Annotated in this window: 23 protein-coding genes and 1 pseudogene; 5 read left to right on the forward strand and 19 right to left on the reverse strand. The window is 71.6% G+C overall.

The annotated features are described in order from the left end of the window. Window positions 1-96: 96 nt before the first annotated feature. The 5 genes from AC07FN_RS43365 to AC07FN_RS43385 form a co-directional block, all read right to left on the reverse strand. Window positions 97-2,478 (reverse strand): penicillin acylase family protein, encoded by a 2,382-nt coding sequence (locus AC07FN_RS43365; RefSeq protein WP_478400940.1) that lies wholly within the window; start codon window positions 2,476-2,478, stop codon window positions 97-99. Between the two features lie 109 nt (window positions 2,479-2,587). Further along, the gene (locus tag AC07FN_RS43370; RefSeq protein WP_478400941.1) at window positions 2,588-3,235 is read right to left on the reverse strand and encodes a response regulator transcription factor; all 648 of its coding nucleotides are present in this window, start codon (window positions 3,233-3,235) and stop codon (window positions 2,588-2,590) included. Then, entirely contained in the window at window positions 3,220-4,476 is a 1,257-nt protein-coding gene (locus AC07FN_RS43375) for a sensor histidine kinase (RefSeq protein ID WP_478400942.1), read from the reverse strand. The genes AC07FN_RS43370 and AC07FN_RS43375 overlap by 16 nt, the downstream gene beginning before the upstream one ends. A gap of 161 nt (window positions 4,477-4,637) precedes the next feature. Next, window positions 4,638-5,297: a TetR/AcrR family transcriptional regulator gene (locus AC07FN_RS43380; RefSeq protein WP_478400943.1), complete on the reverse strand. Its 660-nt coding sequence runs from the start codon at window positions 5,295-5,297 to the stop codon at window positions 4,638-4,640. A 187-nt stretch (window positions 5,298-5,484) separates the two neighbouring features. Further along, window positions 5,485-5,883, reverse strand: a complete 399-nt coding sequence (locus AC07FN_RS43385; protein WP_132494253.1) for an SPW repeat protein — start codon at window positions 5,881-5,883, stop codon at window positions 5,485-5,487. Window positions 5,884-6,088: 205 nt separating this feature from the next. Between AC07FN_RS43385 and AC07FN_RS43390 the strand changes: the two genes are divergently transcribed. The 3 genes and pseudogenes from AC07FN_RS43390 to AC07FN_RS43400 all read left to right on the forward strand — a co-directional run bounded on the left by AC07FN_RS43390 (window position 6,089) and on the right by AC07FN_RS43400 (window position 8,492). Then, window positions 6,089-7,792 (forward strand): M protein, encoded by a 1,704-nt coding sequence (locus AC07FN_RS43390; RefSeq protein ID WP_478400944.1) that lies wholly within the window; start codon window positions 6,089-6,091, stop codon window positions 7,790-7,792. A 247-nt stretch (window positions 7,793-8,039) separates the two neighbouring features. Continuing rightward, window positions 8,040-8,186 (forward strand): annotated as a pseudogene (locus AC07FN_RS43395) (MerR family DNA-binding transcriptional regulator); the annotation flags it as partial. Between the two features lie 120 nt (window positions 8,187-8,306). Next, window positions 8,307-8,492 carry a hypothetical protein gene (locus tag AC07FN_RS43400; RefSeq protein ID WP_478400945.1) on the forward strand — a complete coding sequence of 62 codons (186 nt, stop codon included), beginning with the start codon at window positions 8,307-8,309 and terminating at the stop codon, window positions 8,490-8,492. A gap of 40 nt (window positions 8,493-8,532) precedes the next feature. Here AC07FN_RS43400 and AC07FN_RS43405 read toward each other — a convergent pair whose 3' ends face one another. Both AC07FN_RS43405 and AC07FN_RS43410 read right to left on the reverse strand, forming a co-directional pair. Further along, window positions 8,533-9,348 carry an alpha/beta fold hydrolase gene (locus AC07FN_RS43405; protein ID WP_478400946.1) on the reverse strand — a complete coding sequence of 272 codons (816 nt, stop codon included), beginning with the start codon at window positions 9,346-9,348 and terminating at the stop codon, window positions 8,533-8,535. A 136-nt stretch (window positions 9,349-9,484) separates the two neighbouring features. Continuing rightward, the gene (locus tag AC07FN_RS43410) at window positions 9,485-10,435 is read right to left on the reverse strand and encodes an extracellular catalytic domain type 1 short-chain-length polyhydroxyalkanoate depolymerase (protein ID WP_478400947.1); all 951 of its coding nucleotides are present in this window, start codon (window positions 10,433-10,435) and stop codon (window positions 9,485-9,487) included. Window positions 10,436-10,618: 183 nt separating this feature from the next. Here AC07FN_RS43410 and AC07FN_RS43415 point away from each other — a divergent pair, with 183 nt between their 5' ends. After that, a complete protein-coding gene (locus AC07FN_RS43415; protein WP_478400961.1) occupies window positions 10,619-11,863 on the forward strand; it encodes a tannase/feruloyl esterase family alpha/beta hydrolase in 1,245 nt (414 codons plus the stop codon). A 20-nt stretch (window positions 11,864-11,883) separates the two neighbouring features. Here AC07FN_RS43415 and AC07FN_RS43420 read toward each other — a convergent pair whose 3' ends face one another. The 3 genes from AC07FN_RS43420 to AC07FN_RS43430 are packed head-to-tail and all read right to left on the reverse strand — an operon-like array spanning window position 11,884 to window position 15,795. After that, a complete protein-coding gene (locus AC07FN_RS43420; protein WP_478400948.1) occupies window positions 11,884-13,665 on the reverse strand; it encodes a helix-turn-helix domain-containing protein in 1,782 nt (593 codons plus the stop codon). 4 nt (window positions 13,666-13,669) lie between these two features. Further along, window positions 13,670-15,004: an MFS transporter gene (locus AC07FN_RS43425; protein ID WP_478400949.1), complete on the reverse strand. Its 1,335-nt coding sequence runs from the start codon at window positions 15,002-15,004 to the stop codon at window positions 13,670-13,672. Window positions 15,005-15,033: 29 nt separating this feature from the next. Next, window positions 15,034-15,795, reverse strand: coding sequence for a 3-hydroxybutyrate dehydrogenase (locus AC07FN_RS43430; RefSeq protein WP_478400950.1), 762 nt, complete (start codon window positions 15,793-15,795; stop codon window positions 15,034-15,036). 298 nt (window positions 15,796-16,093) lie between these two features. Between AC07FN_RS43430 and AC07FN_RS43435 the strand changes: the two genes are divergently transcribed. Further along, window positions 16,094-16,612: a GNAT family N-acetyltransferase gene (locus tag AC07FN_RS43435; RefSeq protein WP_478400951.1), complete on the forward strand. Its 519-nt coding sequence runs from the start codon at window positions 16,094-16,096 to the stop codon at window positions 16,610-16,612. Between the two features lie 46 nt (window positions 16,613-16,658). Here the strand turns inward: AC07FN_RS43435 and AC07FN_RS43440 are convergent, their stop codons facing one another. The 9 genes from AC07FN_RS43440 to AC07FN_RS43480 all read right to left on the reverse strand — a co-directional run bounded on the left by AC07FN_RS43440 (window position 16,659) and on the right by AC07FN_RS43480 (window position 24,391). Beyond that, window positions 16,659-17,408 (reverse strand): alpha/beta hydrolase, encoded by a 750-nt coding sequence (locus AC07FN_RS43440; protein WP_478400952.1) that lies wholly within the window; start codon window positions 17,406-17,408, stop codon window positions 16,659-16,661. 45 nt (window positions 17,409-17,453) lie between these two features. Further along, entirely contained in the window at window positions 17,454-17,768 is a 315-nt protein-coding gene (locus tag AC07FN_RS43445; RefSeq protein WP_478400953.1) for a hypothetical protein, read from the reverse strand. 22 nt (window positions 17,769-17,790) lie between these two features. After that, window positions 17,791-18,777 carry a DUF3558 domain-containing protein gene (locus AC07FN_RS43450; protein ID WP_478400954.1) on the reverse strand — a complete coding sequence of 329 codons (987 nt, stop codon included), beginning with the start codon at window positions 18,775-18,777 and terminating at the stop codon, window positions 17,791-17,793. A gap of 176 nt (window positions 18,778-18,953) precedes the next feature. Further along, window positions 18,954-19,631 (reverse strand): dihydroxyacetone kinase phosphoryl donor subunit DhaM, encoded by a 678-nt coding sequence (gene dhaM / locus AC07FN_RS43455; protein WP_478400955.1) that lies wholly within the window; start codon window positions 19,629-19,631, stop codon window positions 18,954-18,956. Next, entirely contained in the window at window positions 19,628-20,266 is a 639-nt protein-coding gene (dhaL, locus tag AC07FN_RS43460) for a dihydroxyacetone kinase subunit DhaL (RefSeq protein ID WP_478400956.1), read from the reverse strand. The genes dhaM and dhaL overlap by 4 nt, the downstream gene beginning before the upstream one ends. Window positions 20,267-20,280: 14 nt before the next feature. After that, window positions 20,281-21,276, reverse strand: a complete 996-nt coding sequence (gene dhaK, locus AC07FN_RS43465; RefSeq protein WP_478400957.1) for a dihydroxyacetone kinase subunit DhaK — start codon at window positions 21,274-21,276, stop codon at window positions 20,281-20,283. Window positions 21,277-21,446: 170 nt separating this feature from the next. Then, window positions 21,447-22,961 carry an aldehyde dehydrogenase family protein gene (locus tag AC07FN_RS43470; protein WP_478400958.1) on the reverse strand — a complete coding sequence of 505 codons (1,515 nt, stop codon included), beginning with the start codon at window positions 22,959-22,961 and terminating at the stop codon, window positions 21,447-21,449. Between the two features lie 72 nt (window positions 22,962-23,033). Next, window positions 23,034-24,014 (reverse strand): DUF3558 family protein, encoded by a 981-nt coding sequence (locus AC07FN_RS43475; protein ID WP_478400959.1) that lies wholly within the window; start codon window positions 24,012-24,014, stop codon window positions 23,034-23,036. Between the two features lie 113 nt (window positions 24,015-24,127). Further along, window positions 24,128-24,391, reverse strand: coding sequence for a hypothetical protein (locus AC07FN_RS43480; RefSeq protein WP_478400960.1), 264 nt, complete (start codon window positions 24,389-24,391; stop codon window positions 24,128-24,130). Window positions 24,392-24,745 lie beyond the last annotated feature (354 nt).

Raw genomic sequence — 24,745 nt, forward strand, 5'->3', positions numbered from 1 at the left:
CCGCGAGGTCTACCGCGCCCTGACCACCACACCAACCGAACGAACCAGTCAAAACGACCTTGCTCCTGCCGCTTGACATCTATAGGAGCATCCCGATCACTCCGGGAGCAGCAGCATCCGGCGTTCCGCGATCTCCTCGACCGCCTCACGGCTGTAGGCGAGCGGGAAGTACTCGCCGGTGCGCCAGGATTCGGCCAGGTCCCGGTAGTGCGGGTCGTCCGGGTTCCCGGACTGGCCTGGCGTGTTGACCGCGATCGAGGAATCCCAGTCGCCCACGTCGAGGACCATCCGGAACGACGGGCCGTTGGTCTGCCGGAAGTCGTTCGTCCGGTACGACGACTGGTTCACGGTGTCCGGGGAGCCGCCGCGCGGCAGCGGGCCGACGTCGAACCGGGCGCGCTCGCCGGCGTCGAACGCCTTCGACGCCGGGTGCTGGAAGAAGCTGTGGTGCAGCTTGCCCCAGCGCCAGCTGCCCTCGCCGCGCCCGAGCAGCTCCTGCACCTCGGCGTAGGCGGTGCGCAGCGTGCCCAGCAGCAGCCGGTCGCGGGCCGCCTCGTCCGGCAACCACCTGCCGGGCTTCTCCAGCTCGCCGAGCAGGACCAGCGTGTCGGCGTCCTCGATCACGCCGGCGGCCTTCGGCACGGCGGCGCGCACGAACCCCGGCCCGAGGTGCTTCGACAGCCACACCTCGAACAGCGCCGCGGCGTTCGAGTCGGCGGCTTCGACCGCGTCCCATCCCCGCAGCAGCCGCAGCGCGCGGCGGAGATCGGATTCACCGCTGTCCAGTTCGGACAGCAGGGCGATCAGCCGCCGGGCCGGGATGGACAGCTGATCGTTCTGCAGCGCCGCCGAATCCGACACGGTGTGCTTGCGCTGCCGCGACAGCACCTCGACGATCCGCTGGTGCCGGAACGGGTTGGTCCACTCGAACCCGAGGCCCTTGCCGTGGTGCTCCGGCGGCAGGTTGAACTGGTTCGCGGTGGCGATGAACCCGGCCGCCGGGTTGAGCTCGCGCGGCAGGTCGTCGCCGGAGTAGAAGCCGTTCCACTCGTAGCGGCCGTCGCCGGGCACCGGCAGCAGGCCGTCGTAACCGACCCGCTTGGGCGCGAGGCCGCCGGGCACCCAGCCGATGTTGCCGTCGACGTCGGCGTAGACCTGGTTCTCCGTCGGCGCGCCCCAGTTGCGCATCGACGTGGTGAACTCGCGGAAGTTCCGGGCCCGCATGTAGGAGATGCTGCCGAAGTACGGCGACATGCCCGGTTCCAGCCAGGCCGTCCGCACCGCGTACGCGAGGTTCCGCTGCTCGTCCACGCGGATCACCGGGCCGTGCCTGGTGAACGCGAGCTCGACGGTCCGGTCCGCCTCGCCGAACACGGCGACCGTCTCGCGCCGGACCGACATCGACTCCCAGCCGTCCCGGTAGCGGTAGCGGGTGCGGTCGGCCGGATCGAGCTGGTAGACGTACAGGTCTTCCTGGTCCATCGGGAAGATGGTGAGCCCGAACGCGATGGTGCCGTTGTGCCCGATGGAGATTCCCGGCAGCGCGGGCTCGCCGGCGCCGATCACGTCCAGGCCGGGCGCCGACAGGTGCGCGATGTAGCGCAGCGACGGAGCCGAGTAGGCGCGGTGCGGGTCGTTGGCCAGGATGGGGCGCCCGGTGGCGGTCCGCTGCCCGCCGACAACCCAGTTGTTGCTGCCTTCGGTCGTCGCGTCGCGGATCGTCCTGGCGCGGATCGAACCGTCCTTGAATTCGACCTCCTGGGTGGCGAGCTCGAAGACCGCCAGCACGTCCGCCGGCATCGCGCACGGGTCGAAGCCCTCGGGCACGGTCGTCCGCCGGTCGGGCTGCAGGCCCTGCCGGACCAGGTCCGCGTCCACCCCGGCGGCGCAGGCCACCTTGGCGCGCTTGACCTCGCTGGTCAGGTTCCGGGTCAGGCCGTGGCTGCGGATGCGCACCGCGTCCGCCGGTTCCCAGCGGGCGGGCCGGTAGCCGAGGATGCCGAACTCGGCCGGCAGCTGTTCCGGATGCTGGTCCAGCCAGTCCAGGTAGGCGTTGATGCCGGCGGTGAACTGCGTCGCGATCCGCTGCGCGTCCGGGGCGTAGCGCGACCATTCCACGTCCATGTCGCCGCGGTAGAGGAACAACCTGGTGGCGCGGTCCTGGTCGACGTAGTCCGGGCCGAGCACCTCGGCGAGCCGCCCGAGGCCGCGGCGCCGCCACAGGTCGATCTGGAACAGCCGCTCGCGGGCGGCGTTGAAGCCCTGGGCGAGGAACACGTCGTCCTCGCTGCTCGCGTACAGGTGCGGGACGCCGTAGCGGTCCTCGATCAGCTCGACCGGCGCCCGCAGGCCCTTCACCTGGAAGTTCGTCACCGGGGCCGGGTCACCGGGGGTCGCGCTCGCCGCGGCCGCCATCACACCTGCTCCGGCGATTCCCGCCGCAGTCGCGACGAAGCCCTGTCGCCGGGAAAAACGCATGCGCCCAACGTCCACCACAACCTCCCGCGTCGACCACCTGCAGGAAGTTGTAGTCCGGGCAACATCTTTTCACAAGAGTGAAGCGACTTCATGATAGGCGAGCACGGCGTCAGGGGTTGTTCAGATAGGCGAGCACTGCGAGGACGCGGCGGTTCTTGTCGCCGTCATCGGCGATGCCGAGCTTGCCGAACAGGGAGGTGGTGTACTTGCTGATGGCGCTTTCGCTGAGGAAGAGCCGCCGGCCGATGGCCTGGTTGGACAGTCCTTCGGCCATGAGGCCCAGCACGGAGTGCTCGCGTTCCGTGAGCCGCTCCAGCCGGCGGTTCGAGGCCCCGCTGGACAGCAGCTTGGCGATGACGGCCGGATCCATGGCGGTCCCGCCGTCGGCGACGCGCTGCAGGGCATCGATGAACTGGTCGGCGTCGAACACGCTCTCCTTCAGGAAGTAGCCGATGCCGCCGGCGCCGTCGGCCAGGAGCTCGCGGGCGTAGAGCTGTTCGACGTACTGGGAGAGGATCAGGACCGGCAGGCCGGGCAGCTCGCGGCGCGCGGCGATGGCCGCCCGCAGGCCCTCGTCCGACCGGGTCGGCGGCATCCGCACATCGACGATGGCGACGTCCGGCTGCCACCTCAGCAGCGCGTCGAGCGTTTCGGGCCCGGTGGCCGCCGTCCCCACCACCTGGTGCCCGAACGCCTCGACGAGGCGGACCATGCCGTCCCGCAGGAGGTAGAGGTCTTCGGCTACGACGACTCGCACGGCACCATGATCCTCGCGCGGGTCGGGCCGCCTGCCGGGCTGGTGATCTCGGACGTGCCGTCGAAGGCCGCGAGGCGGCGGCGCAGCCCCGCCAGCCCTCCTCCGGCCTGCACCTCGGCTCCGCCCCGGCCGTCGTCTTCGACATCGACGACGAGCCCGGTTCCGCCCAGGGCGATGGAGATCTGCGCGCGGGTCGCGTCGGCGTGCTTGACCGCGTTGGTCAGCAGTTCCGCGATCCCGAAGTACACGGCGGACTCGATCGGCGGGTCCAGGCGCAGCTGGACGTCGGCGCTGACGGTCGCTTCGAGCGGGCTGTCCAGGGCGAGAGCGCGAACGGCATCGACGAGCCCCCGGTCGTTGAGGACCGGCGGGTTGATCCCCCGGACCAGTTCGCGGAGCTCGGTCAGCGACGTGGCGGCGCCGACCCGCGCTTCCCGCATCAGCGCCTTGGCCTGGTCGGGGTCGGTTTCCACCAGCCTCTCGGCCGTCGCCAGGGAGAGCCCGAGGCCGACCAGCCGGGCCTGCGCCCCGTCGTGCAGGTCCCGCTCGATCCGGCGGATCTCGGCGGCCTGCGCGATGGTCGTGTCCGCGCGCTGGGCGGTCAGCTCGTCCACCCGGTCCGCCAGCACCATCGCGGGCGACGCGCGCAGGAAGCGGACGGCCACCGGTTCGATGGACCGCCAGGCGTACGGAGCACCGGCGATGGCCGCGGCCAGGCCGAGCACGCCGACGACGCGCGCGGACGGCTCCGGCTGGACGAACCCGATGGCGGCCACCGCGACCCCGGCAGGCGGAATGGCCGCGGCCACGCCCGCGGTGAGCGGCGCGATCACCATGAACCGCAGGTCACGCCAGGTCGCGGGATCGCTCGACCACAGCCGCCACCGCTGCTCCCGGCGGGCGTCCCGAATGGTGCGCGAGTAGGAGTAGCCGTTCCACCAGTACCCGGTCGACATCCGCGTCACCGGCCCGGTCTGCCGGTACCCGTCCGGGATGGCGGTGGCCGTCCACTTCGCGACGAGGGAGCGGACCATCCGGCACACCGGGCGGGACAGGGCGAAAGTGCCGATGCACGCCCACGCGAACGGCGCGATCCACGACCACGGGTTTCCGCCCCACCACATCCACAGCGCCACGGCGGCGGCCCACACGGCCGGGACCAGCATGGTGACGACCACGACGGCGCACGCTCGCGCGAACCCCGTGCAGGCACGCGCCACCCACGACACCACTCGTCGCATGATCTTCCTTCTAGGTTCATCGACCCGGCGCCGCGGTTCCCGCACTGCGCCGATCCGGCCGTCCGGCTCGGTGCTCCCACTGTGCATCGCGCGGAACCCGATTCCCGCCGGATCGGCCCGAAGTAGGCCTAGCCCCACCCCGCCGTACGGCCAGGCCCCGGTCAGGCCGGCTTGACCTTCCGCGGCTTCCCGACGCCGAGCTCCAGGGCCTTGGCGATGAAGCTGATCTCGCGGTCCAGCTCGTCGTCGTGCGCGCCGTGCCGGGCCACCGAGTGGCGGTGGTTGACCACCCGGGCCAGCAGCACGGCGGCGGTGTCGACGTCGCAGCTCACCGGGCCCGGCGGCAGCGCCAGCTCGATCACCCGGCGGATCAGCTCCACCACCGTCCCGAACCGCCGCTGCAGCGCCTGCCGCACCGCGACGTGCGTGTCCGCCTCCCGCCACAGCAGGTGGCTGAGCAGCGGCGACGACTCCAGCCGCGCGTCGAGTTCGCCGATCAGCCGGCGCAGGCTGCCCGCGACATCGCCCCGGACTGCGACCCGGTCGGATTCCACCAGGTCCTCGGGCAGCCGCTCGACCAGCGCCGTCAGCAGGTCCTGCTTGCGCCGGAAGTAGTAGTGGATGAGTCCTTTGGGGACCTCGGCCTGCTCGGCGATCCGGGAGGTGGGCGTGGCGTTGAAGCCGTGCTCGGCGAACAGCTCGCCTGCCGCGTTCAGGATGCGCTCCCGCGCGGACCCGCCCTGATCACCCGGTGCCGCCACGGCATCGTCCGATGTGGACGGCCGCTTGCGGGCGCCGCGATCGCCCGGTGCCTCCGCCATGAACCCGACCTCCGACCTCCGGCCGGCTCGTTCCACGGGGCCGGTCAAAAAGAACGCGCGGCCCGGACGTTACCGCCGGACCGCGCGACAGCGAACTCGCGAGTGGTGGTGATCGCTCGAACGGCCGCCACCGCTCGCGACGATTGGCGTGTTTCACAGGTGACGGCAGCCACCCGCGACACGGCCCTCAGTGCTGGCCCGCGATTCCGCGGTGCGCGGCGTTGGCTTCGGGCAGCGCGGCGGCACCAGCGATGACGGCCAGCACGCCGACGATCCACGAGGTCCACGAGGCGCCCATGAACCCGGTGTAGCCGAGGACCCACGGCGAGATGAACAGCAGCACGCCCAACAGCATGTGGCTGTATTCGCTGGTCATCGAGCCCGGCATGGCCAACGACCACACGCTCGCGATCACCAGCAGCGCGCCCAGCACGATCATCGCGGACATCGCCGCCCCGTTCGTCGCCGTCCACATCGTCCCGAGGATCAGGTAGACGCCCAGCACCACTGCGACCCAGTCCTGCCAGCGAACCCACGGCTTCACAGTCGAACCGCTCGACCTATCGGCCACGTCGATCACCTCCACTGATGCCCGACTTGCACCTCCATGTTCACTCTTGGTTGGCCAGCCGGTCAAGAGTCCGGATCGTGGTGTTCTGCCCGCTTCGCCACGCCGTCCGGCACGCCACCGCGAAGCCGCGTCGGAGGCCTCGTCCACCGGGCGAGGAAATTCCGGCTGATACGCGCCACACCTCCCACAACAACGTCGTCTTCCAGGTAGCTTGGTTGCCATGGGCCTTGCCGACGACCGCGATTTGCTGCCACTGGGATCGGGATTCGACCTCGCTCGCAAGAACGGCTACGACCGCGCCCAGGTCGATGAGCACCTCGAGCGACTCGACGCCGATATCCGCATCCTCTCCGCGGATCGCGACGCCGCGGTCTCCCAAGCAGGAGACCTGTCCAAGCAGCTGGAGTCGGCCCGATCCGAGATCGAGAGCCTGCGCGGCCAGGTCGACCGCCTGGCCAAGCCGCCGACCACGCTGGAAGGTCTCAGCGAGCGCCTGCAGCGAATGCTGCGCCTCGCCCAGGACGAGGCGAACGACATCCGGGGCCGCGCCGAGAAGGACGCCGGCCTGATCCGCACGCGCTCCGAGACCGAGGCGACCAACCTGCGCAACCGCTACGAGCGGCTGCTCTCCGAGGTCGACAGCCGGCGCAGCGAGATGGAAACCGAGCACCGCTCGCTGATGGACAAGGCCAAGGCCGAGGCGGAGCGGATCACCCGCGAGGCCGAGGAGAACCGCAAGCGCGCCGACCAGGAGTCCGAGGCCCGCCGGATCCAGGTCGAAGAGGACTTCGAGATCGCGATGGCGGCGCGCCGCAGCGAATCCATGCGCACCCTCGCCGAGCAGGAGGCCACCAGCAAGGCGGAAGCCGAGCGCCGCGTCCGGGAAGCGACCGAGGAGGCCAACCGCCGGCTGCGCGAAGGCACCACCGAAGCGCACCGCCGGGTCCGCGAGGCCACCGACCAGTCGAACCGGATGGTCGGCGACGCCACCGCGAAGGCCGAACAGCTCACCCGCGAATCCACCGACGCAGCGCAGAAGCGCGAGAAGGACAGCATCGAGACCGCCGAGCGCCGCGAGCGCGAAAGCGTCGAAGCCGCGCAGAAGCGCGAGCGCGAAAGCATCGAAGCCGCGCAGAAGCGCGAGCGGGAGAGCATCGAAGCCGCCGACAAGCGGAAGCGCGAGAGCACCGAAGCCGCGGAGAAGCGGATCCGGGAGAGCAAGTCGGAAGCCGAGCGACTGGTCCGCGAAGCCACGGAGAAGTCCGAGCGGATGGTCCGCGAGTGCACCGAGGAGGCCACCCGCCTCATCGACGAAGCGACCCGCGAGAGCAAGCGCCTGGTCACGGCGGCCCGCGAAGACTCCCAGCGCCGCCTCGGCGTTACGACCGAAGAGGTCCAGCGCCGCCTCACCAAGGCGGACGAGCAGGTCCACTCGCTGACCGAACTGCGCGAGTCCGTGGCCAAGAAGCTCCGCGACGCCGCCGAAATGCTCGGCCAGACCACGCCGCTCCTGGAACGCCTCGCCCAGGAGGACTCCGAAGAGGACAAGCTCCGCGAAGCGGCGGCGGAAGCCCGCGAACAAGCCCGCAAGGACGCCGAAGACGCCCTCGCCCGCGACTCCCGCGGCGAGGAGCCCGCCCGCCAGGCGAAGCCGGCGGCCGAGGCGAAGGCGAAGCCGGCGGCCGAGGCGAAGGCGAAGCCGAGCGGCGCGAAGCCGAAGGGCCAGGGCGCCAAGCCGTCGGGCGGCGGCGGAGCCGCCGACGACGGGCCGACGGAGCAGATCCACCGGGACACGGCGCGCGGCCACAGCCCGCACGACGAGCCGACGCGGCGCATCCAGCTGCCGGTGCCGGAGGGCAAGGGCCAGCAGCAGCGCTCGCACAGCGCCACCCGGATCGACGCCACGAACCAGCAGCGCCGTTGACAACAGCCCGCCTCACCTGCGCGAACAGCCCGCACGGCGCCGGCTGACTCACGCTGCGCGTCCCCTGTGGAACGACGCGCGCTCGCGGCACCAGATGCTGGACGTCGACACGGCCACGCGTGCGGTGGCCGCGCCGGGCTGAACCGGTCCACTTAGGACTCGGACGCCGCTCCACTGCTGGTCAGCTCGCCACCCCGCGACGGACACTTGCACCTGGCACGGTGTCAGGTCCTAGACCAGGGGTGTCATGTTCAGCATTGGAGACTTCGCCAGGCACGGCCGGGTGTCGGTCCGGATGTTGCGCCACTACGACGCGCTCGGGCTGCTCCAGCCCGCGCACGTCAACCCGTCGACCGGTCACCGCGGCTGCACCGCCGACCAGTTGGCCCGGCTCATAGCCTGACGTCCTGCCTGGTCAGCACGGGTGCGCGTCATCGAGAGGGCCGACGCCTGTCTCTACGGGCAAGGACAGCTGCGGGCATCTCGCGGCCTGCACCAACGGAAGGACCAGGTCATGTCGGACCAGGAGTTCCCAACCGGTGATGACGACAGGGCGCGCGCCAAACGGCAGTCCGGAAGCTACTTCATGCTGCCCAGCGAAACGGCCGAGCAGTTCAAGCGGTCCGAGGCGGACATGGAGAGAACGCGGGATCGCGCCGTAGAGCGGGACGCCCAGCCGCCGGGCAAGGGCGACCACTAGGAAGTAGAGGCGCGAGGCTCGGCAACCGAGCCTCGCGCGCCTAGGCGATCCGGGCGATCCAGGAACGGACGGCGTCGGCGAAGGCATCCGGCGCCTCGACCGACGACAGGTGCCCGACGCCCGGCAACGTCACGAGCTCGCCACCCCGCAGCGCATCCGCCAGCTCGCGAGCGTTCTCCGGTGGCGTCAGCGCGTCTTCCTCGCCGACGACCACCAGCGCCGGGCCGTCGTAGGACCGCAGCGTGGCTGTGCTGTCGGGACGCCCCGCCATCGCGCGCTGCGCCCACGCGACACCGTCCGCAGGCTGAGCATCGATCAGCTCGCGGACACTGGAGACGATCTCGGGGCGTTGCTCGTGCGTAGTGCGCCCCAACAGGTTCGGCAGGCTGCTCTCCGCTAGCCAACCCACGGTGCCCTCGCGCTCTGCGCGATCCGCAACCTTTAGGCGGTTGGCGCGCTGCTCGTCGTTGTCGGCGACTGCCTTGGTGTCGACGAGCAGCAGGCCCGCGACGCGCTGCGGCGCAGCGCGCAGCAGCGCCATCGCGACGTAGCCGCCCATCGAGCAACCGCCCAGGACGACCCGCGGCAGCTCCAACTGATCCAGCAGGGCCAGGATGTCGGCGGCGGCGCGATCGATGCTCGGCTGCTCTGCCGCGCGCCGGTTCGCGCCCGGCTCCGCCAGGCCCCGCGCCGACGAGCCGTCCAACGCGCTCTCGCCGAGGCCCCGCTGATCAGGGGTGATCACCCGCAACTGGTCATCCAGGCGGCCCCGCACCGGATCCCACATCCGCGCATCCACCGGGAAGGCGTGCAGCAGCACCAGCGGCGTCCCGGCTCCCGATTCGATGAAGTGCACGGGCCCCATCCTGCCGGAACGACCCACCCGACGCGCCCCAACGAACCGCCACCGCCCGCCCTGCTGTGCGGATTGCAGCTTGGGAACCTTCCTGTCACCCCCGCCCTCGCCCGACGCGAGCATGGGAACCTTCCTGTCACCCGAGTGCCCAGGCGTTGCTGAGGTGTGCTGCGGCGCAGATGTTGACGTCCAGCAGGTAGGCGCCCGCCTGACCGCACTGGCCGGCTCCGGTGCCCGGGTCGATCGGTTGGCCGTGGCCCATGCCGGTGATCTCGAACGTCTCCACCAGGGTTCGGCCGTCCGCGTCGTTGTAGACCGCGTGCGGGTAGCCCGCGACGGTGTCGGTGGCCGACGGCGTGCCCGGGATGCCGTGCACATTGGTCCACTGCTCGACCTGTTCGCGCTGGTTCGCCGGCGCCACCGTGTAGTCGGCGGTGCCGTGCCAGATGCTCAGCGTCGGCCGCGGCCCTTGGTACGGGCTCGCGGCTCGCACCTTGTCACCCCACTGCGCCGCCGTCAGATCCCGGCCGGGGTTCATGCACGTGAACGCGTCGACGGCGCTCGTCGCGCAGCCGAACGGCAGGCCCGCCACGACGCCGCCGCCAGCGAACATCTCCGGGTAGGTGGCGAGCAGCACCGAGGTCATCGCGCCACCCGCAGACAGGCCCGTGACGTAGACCCGGGCCGGGTCCGCGCCGGTGTCGTCGATCGCACGCCGCACCATCTGCGCGACCGATTCCGCCTCGCCCTGGCCGCTCATTGTGTCGCCGGGCTGGAACCAGTTGAAGCAGCGGCTGCTGTTGTTGGCCGCTTCCTGCTGCGGCAGCACGAGCGTGAACCCCGAGCGCTCGGCGAGTTCGACCCACCCCGCGCCGTTGCCGTACCCAGCCGCATCCTGCGTGCAGCCGTGCATCGCGACTACGACCGGGCGGCCCGCGGGCAGCCCGTCGGGGACGTATTCGAACATGCGGAGCGCGCCGGGATTCGCGCCGAACCCGGTCACCTCCCGGATTTCCGCCGCCGACGCGGCGGGGGCGACGGCGAGCAGGGCCAGCAGCACGGCCGCGACCAGCGAGAAGACACGCACTCAGACCACCTCCTTGTGGTTTGCACCACTCAAGGTAGGGGCGTCGGCGCAAACACCTCCACAGTGGACGCCACTACACCGCGAGCGCCGTTTGTGTGCCGTCACCACATGTTCGGGTTCGGCGCCCCGCCATAGCGTCACGGGGCGAACCCGAGGAGGTCTGCCGTGCCCAGCCGAATCGCCCTGTTGTCCGCCGGTCTGCTCGCCGGCACGCTGCTCCTTCCGGCCGAACCGGCGGCCGCGCAGTCGGCGGACTGCCGTCCCGCGGCACGGGTTCCCGGTGCCGCGCACCAGGAATTGGCCTGCCTGGACGACCTGACCACCACCGGCACGCTCGGCTCCGGGCACACGGTGCAGGCCGACTGGGCCGGCCTGACCACCCAGGACCTGTCCGCGCCGGGGCCGGTTCCGGGCATCCAGATCGACGGCTACTTCCCGGACACCTCCGCCACGAACACCAACCACGGCTGGAACCACGACTCCCAGTTCGTGCTGCGCCTGCCGCAGCGGTGGAACGGCGGCCTGGTGATCAGCGGAACTCCCGGCAACCGGAGGCAGTACGCCAACGACCGCGCCATCGCCGACCACGTCCTGGCCGCCGGTTACGCCTTCGCCGCGACCGACAAGGGCAACACCGGCGCCGAGTTCTTCACCGACGGGCAGCGGCCGGGGGACGCCGTCGCCGAGTGGAACCACCGCGTCACGCAGCTGGCCGCCGCCGCGAAGGTCACCGCCTGGCGGCACTACGGCCGGCCGCCGTCGCGGACGCTCGCGGCCGGGCTGTCCAACGGCGGCTACCTGGTGCGCTGGCAGCTGGAGAACCGGCCTTGGCTCTACGACGGCGGAATCGACTGGGAGGGGACGCTGTGGACGCAGCGGGACAACCTGCTGACCTTCCTGCCGACGGCGCTTCGCGCCTACCCCGCCGACGATGAACAGGCGATCCTGTCCGCGGGTTTCGCGCCGGGGTCGCAGTTCCTGTGGGACTACCACCACCGCGTCTACTGGGACCTGACGCAGCGGATCTACCGCGAGGAGTTCGATCCCGGCTACGACGGCGACCGGGTGGCCGGGATCCCGTTCTGCGCCAGCGGGACCGAGGGCTGCGACGCGGACTACGACTACGCCCGGCGCCCCGCCGAGGTGCATCGCGCGGTCGAGCGGATCGCGCTCACCGGCCGGATCGGCAAGCCGCTGATCACCCTGCACGGCACCCTCGACACGCTGCTGCCGATCAGCCGCGACTCCGACGTCTGCGCGCGGATGGTGGCCGAGTCCGGGCGGGCCGGCCTGCACCGCTACCACCGCGTCGAGGGCGGCAACCACACCGACGGCCTGGTGGACCAGTTCCCGGGCCGCCTGCGCCCGCTGGCGCCGCACTTCCGCGATGCCTTCGGCGAGCTGGAGGGCTGGCTCGGCGGCAGCTGATCCCCCGCCCGATCAGGCGGCTACGACTGCAGGTTGTGCAGGCGTAGCGCGAGCTGGATTTCCAGGGCCCGGTCCGGGGTCTGCCAGTCGGAGCCGAGCAGGGAGCCGACGCGGTCCAGCCGCTGCACGACCGTGTTGACGTGCACGTGGAGCGCGTCCTTGGCCCGCGTGAGGTTCGCCCCGGCGGCGAAGTACGCGTGCAGCGTGCCGGCGAGTTCGGTGCCGCGCCGGGCGTCGTAATCGAGGACCGGTCCGATCGTCCGCCGGACGAAACCGATCAGGTCCGTGTGCTCGCCCAGCAGCACGCCGAGGAACCCGAGGCCGTCCATGGCCGCGCCCTCGCCGATGCGGCCGAGCGCGAGCAGGGCACGCAGGCAACGAGCCGCTTCGGCGTGCGCCGCGGCGATCTCCTGCGGGCCGCGCGCCGGGCCTGCCGCGCCGACCGTGACCGGGTTGTCCACGATGGATCGCAGGTCGGCCGCGATGCGGGCCGCCGACTCCCCCGGATCGCCGGCGGGCACCAGGAGGACGACCTCCTCGGCGTGGATGCCGGCAAGCGCAGCGCACCGCCCGGCCGCCACGGCCAGCCGCGTTCGGGGCACCTTGTCGGCGTGCGCGATGAGCACGGCGTGCGGCTCGACGAGGTCCAGCCCGAGTCGTTCGGCGCGGGCCAGCAGCGCACCGGGATTGCGGTCGGGCGCGGTCAGCAGGTCGGTGAGCAGTTCGCCGCGCACCTCGTCCTCCGCCTTCGCCACGGACCGGCGCAGCATCAGCAGCAGCGCGGTGACCACCGCCGCGCGCTCGAACAGCCGCCGGTCTGCGTCGACCAGATCCGCCCGCCCGGCCAGCACGATGCTGCCGAGTAGCTCCGGCCCGGCCTGCACCGCGCACACCCACCCGTCCGATGTGGACACTGCGCGGCCCGCGGCCCGGGACGTCGCGACGGCTTCCGCCGGCGGCTCGGGCGGCGTGCCGCCGGCGCCGGTCAGCTCGGTGCCGTCCGCGTCGAACATCCCGATCGCGCCGCGCAGCACATCGGCCACCGACGCCGCCACCTCCGGCAGGTCGCCACCGCGCAGCACCAGATCCATCAGCCGGTCGTGGGCCTCCTCGGCGCGGTGCAGGGCCTCGCTGTGCGCGCTGATCTCCTCCAGCAGGGCCGCGTTGTCCAGCGCGATCGCGGCGTGGTCGGCCAGCGACGACAGCAGCGCGACCTCGTCCGGGCTGAACTCGCGGCGCGTCCGGTCCGAGGCGTAGAGCACGCCGATGACCTGGTCGCCGAGCGCCAGCGGCACGCCCAGGATCGCGGTCAGCCCCTCGTCGCGGACCGCCGAGTCGATCGGCGAGGTGTGCCGGAACCGCTCGTCGGCGAAGTAGTCGTGCGTCGCATACGGCTGCGCAGTCTGCGCGACCAGGCCGCCCAGCCCCTCCCCCATGCCGAGCGTGACCTTCTGGAACAGCCGCGACACCGAGCCGTCGGTGACCCGCATGTAGGTGCGTCCGGCGGCCTCGTCGTTGAGGCTCAGGTACGAGACGTCCACGCCGAGCAGCGTGCGGCCACGGCGCACGATCGACCGCAGCACCGCGTCGGTGTCGCGCAGCCTGGCCAGGTCGCTGGCGGTGTCGAACAGCGCACTGAGCTCGGCCTCGCGGCGGCGGTGCGCGCCGAGCGTGCCGTGGATCCGCAGCGCTATCGCCGTGGCCCTGCCCAGCTGCGGGTTCTCGACCGCGACGCGCGCCAGCTGCTCGCTGCTCGCGCCGCTGGCGAGCAGTTCGAGCAGCCGGACCACGTCGTCGTTCACCGGCTCATCTTGTCACCGCGACCTGCTCTTCCGGAGCCTCGTCGTGCAACGAGCTGCCCGCGGTCTCCTTCGCCAGCGCGACCGCGACCAGCGTGATCGCGCACATCGCGAGGACGTAGCCGGACACCGCGATCGTGCTGCCGAAGCCCTGCAGCAGCGCCACCGCGATGATCGGCGCCACCGCACCGGCCGCGATCGAGGACAGCTGCCCGCCGACGGAAAGCCCGGTGTAGCGGACCCTGGTCGGGAACTGCTCGGCGAAGAACGCCGCCTGCGGCCCGTACATCGCACCGTGCAACAGCAGTCCCACCGTCGTCGCGGCCGTGATCACCACTGCCGACCTGCTGTCCAGCAACGCGAAGAACGCGAAACCCCACGCCGCCATCGCGACCGTCCCGAACAGGTAGACGGGCTTGCGGCCCAGCCGGTCGGACAACGCGCCCCACAGCGGGATCGTCACGAAGTGCACCGCCGAGCCGATCAGCACCGCGTTCAACCCGACGGACTTCGGCAGCCCCAGCGGCCCGGTGACGTAGACCAGGATGAACGCGGTGAGCACGTAGTAGGACACGTTCTCGGCCATCCGCGAGCCGATGGTGATCAGCACCTGCCGCCAGTGCGTCCGGAACACCGCCACCGCCGGGACGCTGCGGGTTTCCTCCCGCTGCTCGGCCTTTGCCTGCGCGTCGAGGAAGACCGGCGATTCGGTGACCGCGAGCCGGATCCACAGGCCGATCACCACCAGCACGCCGGAGAGCAGGAACGGGATCCGCCAGCCCCACGCCATGAACGCCTCGTCGGACTGCGTCGCGGCGAGCACCGCCAGCACCGCGGTGGCCAGCAGGTTCCCGCCGGGCGCGCCGCACTGCGGCCACGACGCCCACAGCCCGCGGCGGCGATCGTCGCCGTGCTCGGACACGATCAGCACCGCGCCGCCCCACTCGCCGCCCAGCGCGAAGCCCTGCACCAGCCGCAGCAGCGTCAGCAGCAGCGGCGCGGCCACGCCGACCGCCGCGTAGGTGGGCAGCAGGCCCATCGCGCAGGTGGATCCGCCCATCAGCAGCAGGCTCAGCACCAGCAGCTTCTTGCGGCCGACGCGGTCGCCGAAGTGCCCGAACACCAGCCCGCCGAGCGGCCTGGCGAGGAACCCGATGGCGTAGGTGGTGAACGCCAGCAGCGTGCCGGTCAGCGGATCGGCATCGGGGAAGAACAGGTGGTTGAACACCAGCGCGGCCGCGGAGCCGTAGAGGAAGAAGTCGTACCACTCGATCGTCGTGCCGATGAGGCTGGCGCCGACGACGCGCGCGATCGAACCGCGCCCGGATGGGTTGCTGGCCAAGGCGAACACTCCTTTGTGTGTGGGCCGGTTCAGGCGGCGGTCCAGCCGCCGTCCATCGGCAGCGAAGCGCCGGTGACGTGCTCCGCGTGGTCCCCGCAGAGCCAGCGCACGAGTTCGGCGACCCGGCGCGGGTCGATCAACTGCTTGAGCGCGGCGCGCTGCAACAAGACCCGCTCGACGACCTCGGACTCGCCGAGCCCGTGCGCCGCGGCCTGCCCGGCGATCTGGTCGCGGACCAACGGCGTGTCGACGTACCCGGGATTCACGCAGTTGCTCGTCACGCCGTGTTCGGCGCCCTCCAGCGCGACCACTTTGGACAGTCCTTCGAGCGCGTGCTTCGCGGTCACGTAACCGGCCTTGAACGGGCTGGCGCGCAGGCCGTGCACGCTTGAGACGTGCACGATGCGCCCCCAGCCCTGGGCGTACATGTGCGGCAGCACCTTGCGGGTCAGCAGGAACGGCGCGGTCACCATCACCTGCTGCATGCGGACGAACGTCTCCGGCGGGAACTCGGGCAGCGCGGCGACGTGCTGGAAACCCGCGTTGTTGACCAGGACGTCGACCTCGGCGGGAAGCCCGTCGACGGCCGCCGCATCGGCGAGGTCGACGGGGTGCGCCCAGCCGCCGACGTCGGCGGCGACCCGTTCGGCCGCGGCGCGGTCGAGATCGACGACGTGGACCTTCGCCCCGGACTCGGCGAGGGCTCGCGCGCACGCCTGCCCGATCCCGCTGCCGGCGCCGGTCACCAGCGCCACGCGCCCGCCCAACGGGACGTGCCGGATGTCACTCATGCCCCAGGACGTTAGGCCGAAGACCCGTCGACGCCTATGTGTGCTGCCACCACAACATCACGGATGTTCATGGTCTTTTTCTCCATGCCCAATGCCGGGCTGGCGTCAGCTCACCGCGAGCCCGCCGTTGACGGGCAGGACGGCGCCGGTGGCGGTTCTCGTTCATGCCGACCGACGCCAGGCATTGACGCCAGCGTCGAGGTCAAGCCTTGCGAGCATGGGAACCTTCCTGTCACCCGCCGCCGCTACCAGCGAAAATCGGATGATCAGGAGCAGGCCGAGGGGCTAGCGTGGGCGGGTGCCCGAACCGGATGAGATCCACACCCGCCGCTTGGTCATCCGCCGCATCCAGCCTGCCGACGCCGATGCGTTCGTCGCGATCTCCGCCGCCGCGGAGACCCACCCGTTCGACGCTCACCTCCGACGATCCCGGGAACAGCTCCTCGAGCTGCTCGACAAGATCCACCGGAGCTGGGTTTCCGACGGAATCAGCTACTGGGCGATCCGGCTGCCGGGCTCCGAGGAGGTGATCGGCTTCGGCGGCCTGCGGCACTGGGTGGAGGAGGGCGAGCCGGTGCTGAACCTCTACTACCGCCTCTGGCCGAGCGCGTGGGGCAAGGGCTACGCGACGGAGATGGCCGAGACCGCCGTGCAGTGGGCGCGGCGACACCGCCCGGACCGGCCGGTCGTGATCGTGACGGATGCGGAGAACACGCCGTCGGTGCGGGTCGCCGAGAAGCTCGGGTTCAAGCTGCACCTGGCGCGCCACCGCGACGGCCTGCCCGAGCTGGTGTTCCGGTTACCGGCCACGGGCTGACGCGAGCACGGGACCCTTCCTGTCACCCGCCGCCGGAACTCCCAGGTCAGGAGTCGATGATGGTGACCTTGCGGGTCTCCGACGGGCCGTCCCAGGTGCGCGGCAGCGGCGTCGGCACGTCCGGCGCCACGACCCGCACGATCGCGTCCAGCGCGGCCTCCGCCTTGCCGACCCAGAGGTGCTTGGTGTCCGGGAAGCCGATCACCTCGGCCTGCGGGATCGCCGCGAACCGCTGGCGAGCTTCGTCCGGGCGCAGGTAGTCGTCGAACTCCGGGATCAGCGCGTGCACCGGCTTGCCCGACCCGGCCCAGGCCGCCAGGTGTTCCTCGGTGCTCCAGCGCAGCGGCGGGGAGATCAGCACCGCGCCCTCGACGAGCGGGTCCAGGCCGTGCACCAGCGTCAGGTCGGTGCCGAACGACCAGCCGACCAGCCACACGTTCGGCAGGTCGTGGAACTCGGCGAACTCCAGCGCCGCGGCCACGTCGAACCGCTCGCTGTTGCCGCCGTCGAAGCTGCCCTCGCTGCGGCCCGCCTCGCTGACCGTGCCGCGCGTGTTGAACCGCAGCACTGCGAGGTCGGCGAGCGCGGGCAACCGGAACGCGGCCTTGCGGTAGATGTGCGAGTCCATCATGCCGCCGTGGGTGGGCAGCGGGTGCAGGCAGACCAGCGTCGCGCGCGGCGGCCGGGACTCCGGCAGCGCCAGCTCACCGATCAGCTTGAGGCCGTCGGCCGTGTGCAGGGTGATCTCTTCGCGGCGGGCCGGCAGCATCGTGTTGGCGCGGATCTCGGTGCTCATCACCTCGATCCTGCCACGAACGAGTGGCCGACACGCTGTGACGTGCTACGACCAGCGCCGCGTGGGCCCGCGCCGGCCGCGCGCGCTCCAGCAGCCGTTGTGCCAGTGGCGCCGGTCGGCGACGCCGCCCTGCTCCGCCTCGGGCCAGGCCACCACGTGCGCGATGCCGGGCCTGATCTCGTGGTCGCAGCCCGGGCACCGGTAGGCCTTGGTGGCCTGCGCGGCGGGCACGGTGCGCACCATCCAATCGCCGTCGGGCCCGTGCTCGACCCGGGACATGCCGAACGCAGTGCCCATCGCGCGGTGGCTGGTGTCCTGGGACAGGCCCTTCGGGCGTTGCGATCGGTTGCGTCGAGGCACGCCTGCAACGGTAACGGCCCGGCTACGGGCCGGACGCCGGCAGGTGCGGCCAGGCCTGCGCGGCGAGGCCACGGGCGTACTCGCACGCGTCGATCCCGGTCATCTCCGGCACGGCCACGACCAGCATCGCCACCTCGACCTGACCGGTGGCCGGATCGCCGAACGGGATGTGCCCGGTTTCCGCGGAGCACAGCGGAACCTGCGGGTCGCCGCCAACGACGCTGACCACGGTGCGCCGGTCGGCGATCTGCTCCTCGACGGCCGCGCCGTGCAGCACCTTCGGCGGATCACCGGCGGTGTGCAGGAACTGGACGCGCGGCGCATCGGCGGCCTGCGCACCCCACATGCACTGGTGCCCGGCCGGGCTCGGCTGGGGTTCCGCCGCTTCCAGGCCGGGAATCTGCTGCACGGCAGCGGAATCCAGCAGCTCGCACGGATCCTGCAGCGCCAGCGAGTTCGCCCCGAACGACCGGTGCCCCGCCCGGTGCTGTTCGAGCGCGGCGACTGCCGCGTCGGCCCCGGCCTGGGCCACCGCGCACAACCCGGCGGCCGGATCACCGGTCAGCAGATCGGCGCTGACCCGCATGGCGATGTCGTCGGCGAACAGGATCTGCCGGGTGCAGTGCCCGGGCAGCGGCGCGTCCTGCACGATCCGCAGCGGCCCGCGCTGGACGACCGGCCGATCCTGCCCGATCGGACCGGCGTCGACCAGTTCTCCCAACGCGAGCTGCGCCAGCGAGCCGTCGTTGAGCTTCAGCTGCAGCAGGCAGTAGTCCAGCGACACCGTGCCCGCGTTCTCCACCTGACCGAAACCTTGCAGCGCGGCCGGATCGGCCAACGTGCACGGGTCCACTGTGCGCAGATCACCGAGCACCGCCGCGGCGGTGCCGGCGTCGCTCGACCGGCCGTCGGACTGACCGGCCGGCGCGGCCTCCGGCGTGCACCCCGCCACCAGCAGCACCAATAGGAGCAACAGCGGCGTGCCTCGGTGACGGAGACGCAGCGACATCGACTCAGCCTAACGCGGCGAGCAGCCGCACCGGCCGATGACAGCACGGGAACTTTCCTGTCATCCGCCCGGGAACCGCCGCTGCCGGGCCGCGAGCATGGGAACCTTCCTGTCACCCGAGGCACGAAAAAGGGAACCTCCCCGCCGTTGGTGGCAGGAAGGTTCCCATGCACCGGCTACTCGTCGAAGTTGCGCTTGGCCAGGTCGAGGATGCGCTCCACCGCTTGGCGCGCGTCCGGGCCGTTGGCGCGCAAGACGATCCGGTCGCCCTTGCGGGCGCCGAGGCCCATGACGCCCAGCACGCTGGCGGCGTCGGCTTCCTTGTCGCCCAGCGAGATCATGACGTTCGCCTGCAGCCCGTTCAGGCTGCGGGCCAGCAGCGCCGCCGGTCGCGCGTGCAGGCCGACTTCGTTGGCCAGCTCCAGCTCCTCGCGGACTTCGTCCGCCGCCGTGGGTTCGCCGGGCTCGGCGAGCTCGCCGCCCGCAGCCGCCGCCTCGGCGGCCCCGGCGACACCCCGCATGTCGCCGCCGCCCTGGGCCGCAACGGCGGCGGCGACCGCGCCCTCCACCAGCGGTGCGTCGACGACGAGCGCCGTGCTCGGGTCGCCGAGCGACTCCACTGCGAGCTCGGCGATCATCTGCGCGCTGCCGAGGTCGTAGAGCACCACCGCACCGGCCCCGGTGTTGGCGTCCGACAGGGCCGCGGACACCTTCTCGAAGTCCGTGCCGATGTTGCCGTCCGGCAGTCCCCCAGCGGGCACGACCCGCACCTCGGGGGCCATCTGCCGGGCGAGTTCGGCGACTCCCTCGGCGAGCCGGGTGCTGTGCGAGACGATGACCAGTCCGACGTTCATGATCGCGACCTCGTGGCTTCGGCGAATGCGGACAACAGCAGCGCGGTCGAGCGCGCCCCGGGATCGATGTGCCCGGCGCTGCGCTCGCCGAGGTATGACGCGCGGCCCTTTCGGGCCACCAGTGGTTCGGTCGCCTGCGCGCCCTCGTGTGCGGCATCGGCCGCGGCGGTCAGCACCGCCGCCGCGCCTTCGCCGGATTCCGCGGCGCTCTTGGCGGCTTCCACCGCCGGCGACAACGCATCGACCATCGTCTTGTCGCCGACGGCCGCGCGGCCACGACCGATGACGCCCTCCATCCCGGCCTGCAGCGCCTTGGCGACCGCCGCGCCGTCGAGCTCGTCGGCGTCGCCGACCGCCGCCGCCGCGCGCAGGAACGCGGTGCCGTACAGCGGCCCGGACGCGCCGCCGACGGTGGAGATCAGCACGGTGGCGGTCAGCTTCAGCACCGCGCCCGGCGTCTCCGGCGCCGCGGTATCCACTTTGGACACCACGGCGCGGAAGCCCCGGTCCATGTTCTCCCCGTGGTCGGCGTCGCCGATCGCCCGGTCGAGCTGGATCAGCTCGTCGCGGTGCTCGGCGACGACGGCCGCGGCCGCCTTCAGCGCGGCGATCACGTCCTGTGCGGTGCAACCCATTCCGGCGTTCTCCCTCACCAGTTCAGCGCGGCGGTGCGCACCGGCGCGTCCCAGAGCTCGGTCAGCTCGTCGTCCAGCTTCAGCAGCGTCAGGCTCATGCCCTGCATTTCCAGGCTCGTGATGTACGGGCCGACCAGTCGCCGCCGGACGTGGATGCCGCGCTCGGCGAGCAGCCGCTCGGCGATGCCGTGCGCCAGGTAGAGCTCCAGCAGCGGGGTGCCGCCCATCGAGTTGGTGAACAGCAGCACGTCGTCGCCCCCGGCGAACGGCAGGTCCTCGAGGATCGGGTCCAGCAGCCGCCGGACGATGTCGTCCGCCGAGGCCAGCGGCACCCGAGCCCGGCCGGGCTCGCCGTGGATGCCGATGCCGATCTCCATCTCGTCCGCGGCGAGGTCGAAGCTCGGCTGACCGACGTGCGGCACGGTCGGAGAAGTCACCGCCATGCCCATCGAGCGCACCTGGGACACCACCCGCTTGGCGAGCTCCTCGCACGCGTCCAGGCCCGCGCCGCGCTCGGCGGCCGCGCCGACGATCTTCTCCACCAGGACCGTGCCACCGACCCCGCGCCTGCCCGCGGTGTGCGTGGAGTCCTTCACCGCCACGTCGTCGTCGACGATCACGCTGCGCACCTCGACGCCGTCCAGGCCGGCCAGTTCGGCAGCGGTCTCGAAGTTGAGCACGTCGCCGGTGTAGTTCTTAACGACCAGCAGCACGCCCGCGCCGCCGTTGGTCTCGTCGATCGCGGCCTGCACCGCGTCCGGGGTCGGTGAGGTGAACACCGCGCCCGGTACCGCAGCCGACAGCATCCCGGGGCCGACGAAGCCGCCGTGCAGCGGCTCGTGCCCGGAACCGCCGCCGGACACCACCGCGACCTTGCCGGACACCGGCGCGTCCGTGCGCACGATCACCGCGGGATCGGTGCGGACGCGGAGCAGCTCGGGATGCGCGGCGGCCATGCCCCGCAGCGACTCGGCGACCACGTCCGCCGGATCATTGATGATCTTCTTCACCCGCTGGCCTCCTTGGCTGCCGAACCGGCGCCCGCGGCACCGGCCGACTGACGATCAACTCCGCTCTCGCACCCCCGCGAGCCCGGCCGGAGGGTGCGAGAGCAAGGGAACCTTCCTGTCACCGACCGCGCAAGCCCAGCTGAAACGCCGAGTCGATCAGCCGGGCGGGGTCAGCGACCGCGCACCAGCCGGACCAGCCGCACCAGGCGCCGGACGGTGCCCTTGGCGCGGGCGAAGCTCATCGGGTTCAGCGGCATCCGGTACCGCAGCCGCGTCACCGACTGCGGCCGGGTGAACTCGCGCAGCCCGTCCGCGCCGTGGATCCGGCCGAACCCGGAGTCCCCGACGCCGCCGAACGGCAGCGACGGCACACCGGCGAAGGCGATCACGGAGTTCACCGCGACCATCCCGGTGCGCAGCTGCCGCGCCAGCTCCACGCCCCGCGCCCGCGAGAACACCGAGGCGCCCAAGCCGTAGCGGGAATCGTTGGCGCGGGCAATGCCCTCGTCGGCGTCGCGAACCCGCTGCACCACGATGGTCGGCCCGAAGGTCTCCTCGGTGATGGCGGTGGAGTCCTCCGGCACGTCGGTGAGCACCACCGGCTCGACGAACGGCGGGCGCACCGAGTGCTCGCCGCCCACGACCGCCCGGCCGCCGCGACTGAGCGCGTCGTCGATGTGCCCGCGGATGATGTCGACCTGCGACGGCATCGTGATCGGGCCGAAGTTGGCGCCGGGTTCGCCGCCCGGGCGCAGCTTCTCCGCCCGCTCGGCGACCATCTCCAGGAACCGGTCCGCGACGGCGTCCACGACATAGACCCGCTCCACGCCGATGCAGGTCTGCCCGGCGTTGGACATCGCGCCCCACACCGCCGCGTCCGCTGCGGCGGCCAGGTCGGCATCGGCGTCGACGATCAGGGCGTCCTTGCCGCCGCACTCCACCAGCACCGGGACCAGGTTCTCCGAGCAGGACGCCATGACCCGCTTGCCGGTGGCGGTCGAACCGGTGAAGGCGACCTTGTCGACCCCGGCGGCGCACAACGCCGCGCCGGTCTCGCCGAAGCCCGTCACCAGCTGGAAGACCGGGTGCTCGGGTACGGCCTCGGCGAAGCTCTCCGCCAGCCACTGCCCGACGCCCGGGGTGAGCTCGCTGGGCTTGAACACCACGGCGTTGCCCGCGGCCAGCGCGTAGGCGATCGAGCCCATCGGCGTGAACGCCGGGTAGTTCCACGGGCCGATCACGCCGATCACGCCGAACGGCAGGTACTCGACGGTGGCGGTCTGGTTGGCCATCACGATGCCCGCCGAGACCTTTCGGCGGCGCAACACCTTCTCCGCGTTGCTGGCCGCCCAATGCAGGTGGTCGACGACCAGCATCAGTTCCAGCCTGGCGTCGTCGAGGGGCTTGCCGGTCTCCGCGCAGACGACGCCCGCGAGCTCGTCTAGGCGCTTGGCCAGCAGCTTCCGCCAGGCGTCGAGGCGCTGCTTGCGGCCGGCGAACCCGAGTTCGGCCCACTCCGCCTGGGCCTCGCGGGCCGCGGTGACCCGCGCGCCGACCTCGGCCGCGTCGTGGATCGGGTGGCGCCCCACTATCTCCCCGGTGCGGGGGTCGATCGACTCGAACGTCGGGGACTGCTCAGTCGTGCCGCTGGGCATTTCGACGCTGCCACGGGCGGTCTGGGTCATGGCCGGCCTCCCACCTTTACGTCGGTCGTTGTCATCGTGCAGCCTACGGAATTCGGTGGCCGACCGGGACCGTCATGCGGTCGGCAGCTTCGCCCGCGCCTGTTGTGCCAGCTTCGTCGCATTCGCGCAGGGATCCATCGGGACCCGGCCCATGTTCATGATCTCGATCTGCACGATCTCGCTCTCGCCGTCGGCATTGGCGTTCTTGCGGTGCTCCCACCCGACCGCGCAGGTCGGCGGGTCGGCGCTGACCTGCGCCACGATGCCCGGCACGCCGGCGAGGTCGACCGGCGGCACCGAGCTGCTCGCCAGGGCGCCGACCTCGAAGCTCACGGTCACCGCCACGGAGTTGTCCGCCATCCACTTGCAGGCGTAGAGCCCTTCGCCGCCGGCCGAGTCCGCCGAGCCGGCCATCGCGGCGTCGCGGATCGCGGCCTGGTCGAGGAGCTCGCACGGGTCGAACCCGCCCAGCCCGCCCGACGCGCGGGGGCTGACCGGCGGTTTCGTCCGCACGACGTCGACGGCGTCGGCCAGGATCTGCACGGCCGGCGAGCAGGCGTCCGCCTGCTCGGTGCTCAGCTGGATCTCCAGCCCGCGCGGCTCGTCGAAGTTCTTGGTGTCCGCGCCGGTGTAAGCGGCCGACGCGAAGCAGGAACCCGAACCGTTGTCGTAGACGGTGCCGGGCAGCCCGCCGATGCGGTTCGCCCCGGGGTCGGACACGCCCTCGTCGAAGTAGAGGGTGACGTTGAACGGCTTGCCGTTGTGGTCCTTCATGAAGTTCGAGCAGGTCCCGAAGCCGTCCGGGGTCAACGCCGGGGCGGGTGTGCCAAACCTGCCGAGGTCGACCGCCTGCAGGGTGGCGCACACGTCCACGCCGCGCAGCCGGTCCGGCGCGAAGGCCGGGTCCAGCAGCCCGGGCTTGTCGACGCCGAACTTGGACACTTCGACGGTCCGCCGGGCCGAGGTCGACTTGCCGTCCGCGGCGCAGCCCGCCGCTGCGAACGCGGTGAGCGCGGTGAGCAGCGCGGCGATCAAGGTCACTGGTCGGGGCACGGCGATCACACTATCTAGCCGATCCGCCGTCGCGGACGGGAACCTGCAGATCCGGCGCAACGCGAACGGCGCCCGCCCCGGAGGGTGCGGACGCCGTCACACCAGGTGTTCGCCTACTCCGGGGACGCTCCCCGCTCGGCTTCGTCGGGCACCACGATGGGCCGCAGCCGGGCCCAGGCCACGAACACCACCGCGAACACGAACATGCCGATCCCGGCCCAGAGGTTGATGTTCACCCCGGCGGACTTGTCGATCTCGGCCTGCGGCTGCACCACGCCCACGATCGCGATCACCACTCCGTAGATGGCGAACAGCAGCGCGATCACCGTCCGGATGTCGAAGGCACCCGCGGTGTGCCCGGAACTCCGACCCGCCATGGCGGAACCTCCCTATCTTCAGGGCCTTCACGTTCAGTTCGGTCTTTGAAGCGGCGCAGCCGCTTAGCCCACCCCCGCAACCGGCACCGCCGCGGGTTCTCAGTGCCCACCCCTCCGGGGTTCTCCCGGCGAGGACAGCCCCGACGTGGTGAATTGGTCATTCATGAGTCGGGGATCCCACAGCGAGAAGGCCGCAGCAACTCCCGCAGGGGGGCCGCCACCCGCACCGCCACGCAAAACGAGCCTGGAACACCTCATTTCAGCCGAAGATGATGTTGAGGGCGATGATCAGGACCAACGCGATCCCCGCCAACAGCCCCGGACGGCGATACCAGCCCGCGTCCTCACCACTGG

It is taken from the genome of Saccharopolyspora sp. NPDC045941 (genome assembly GCF_056431445.1).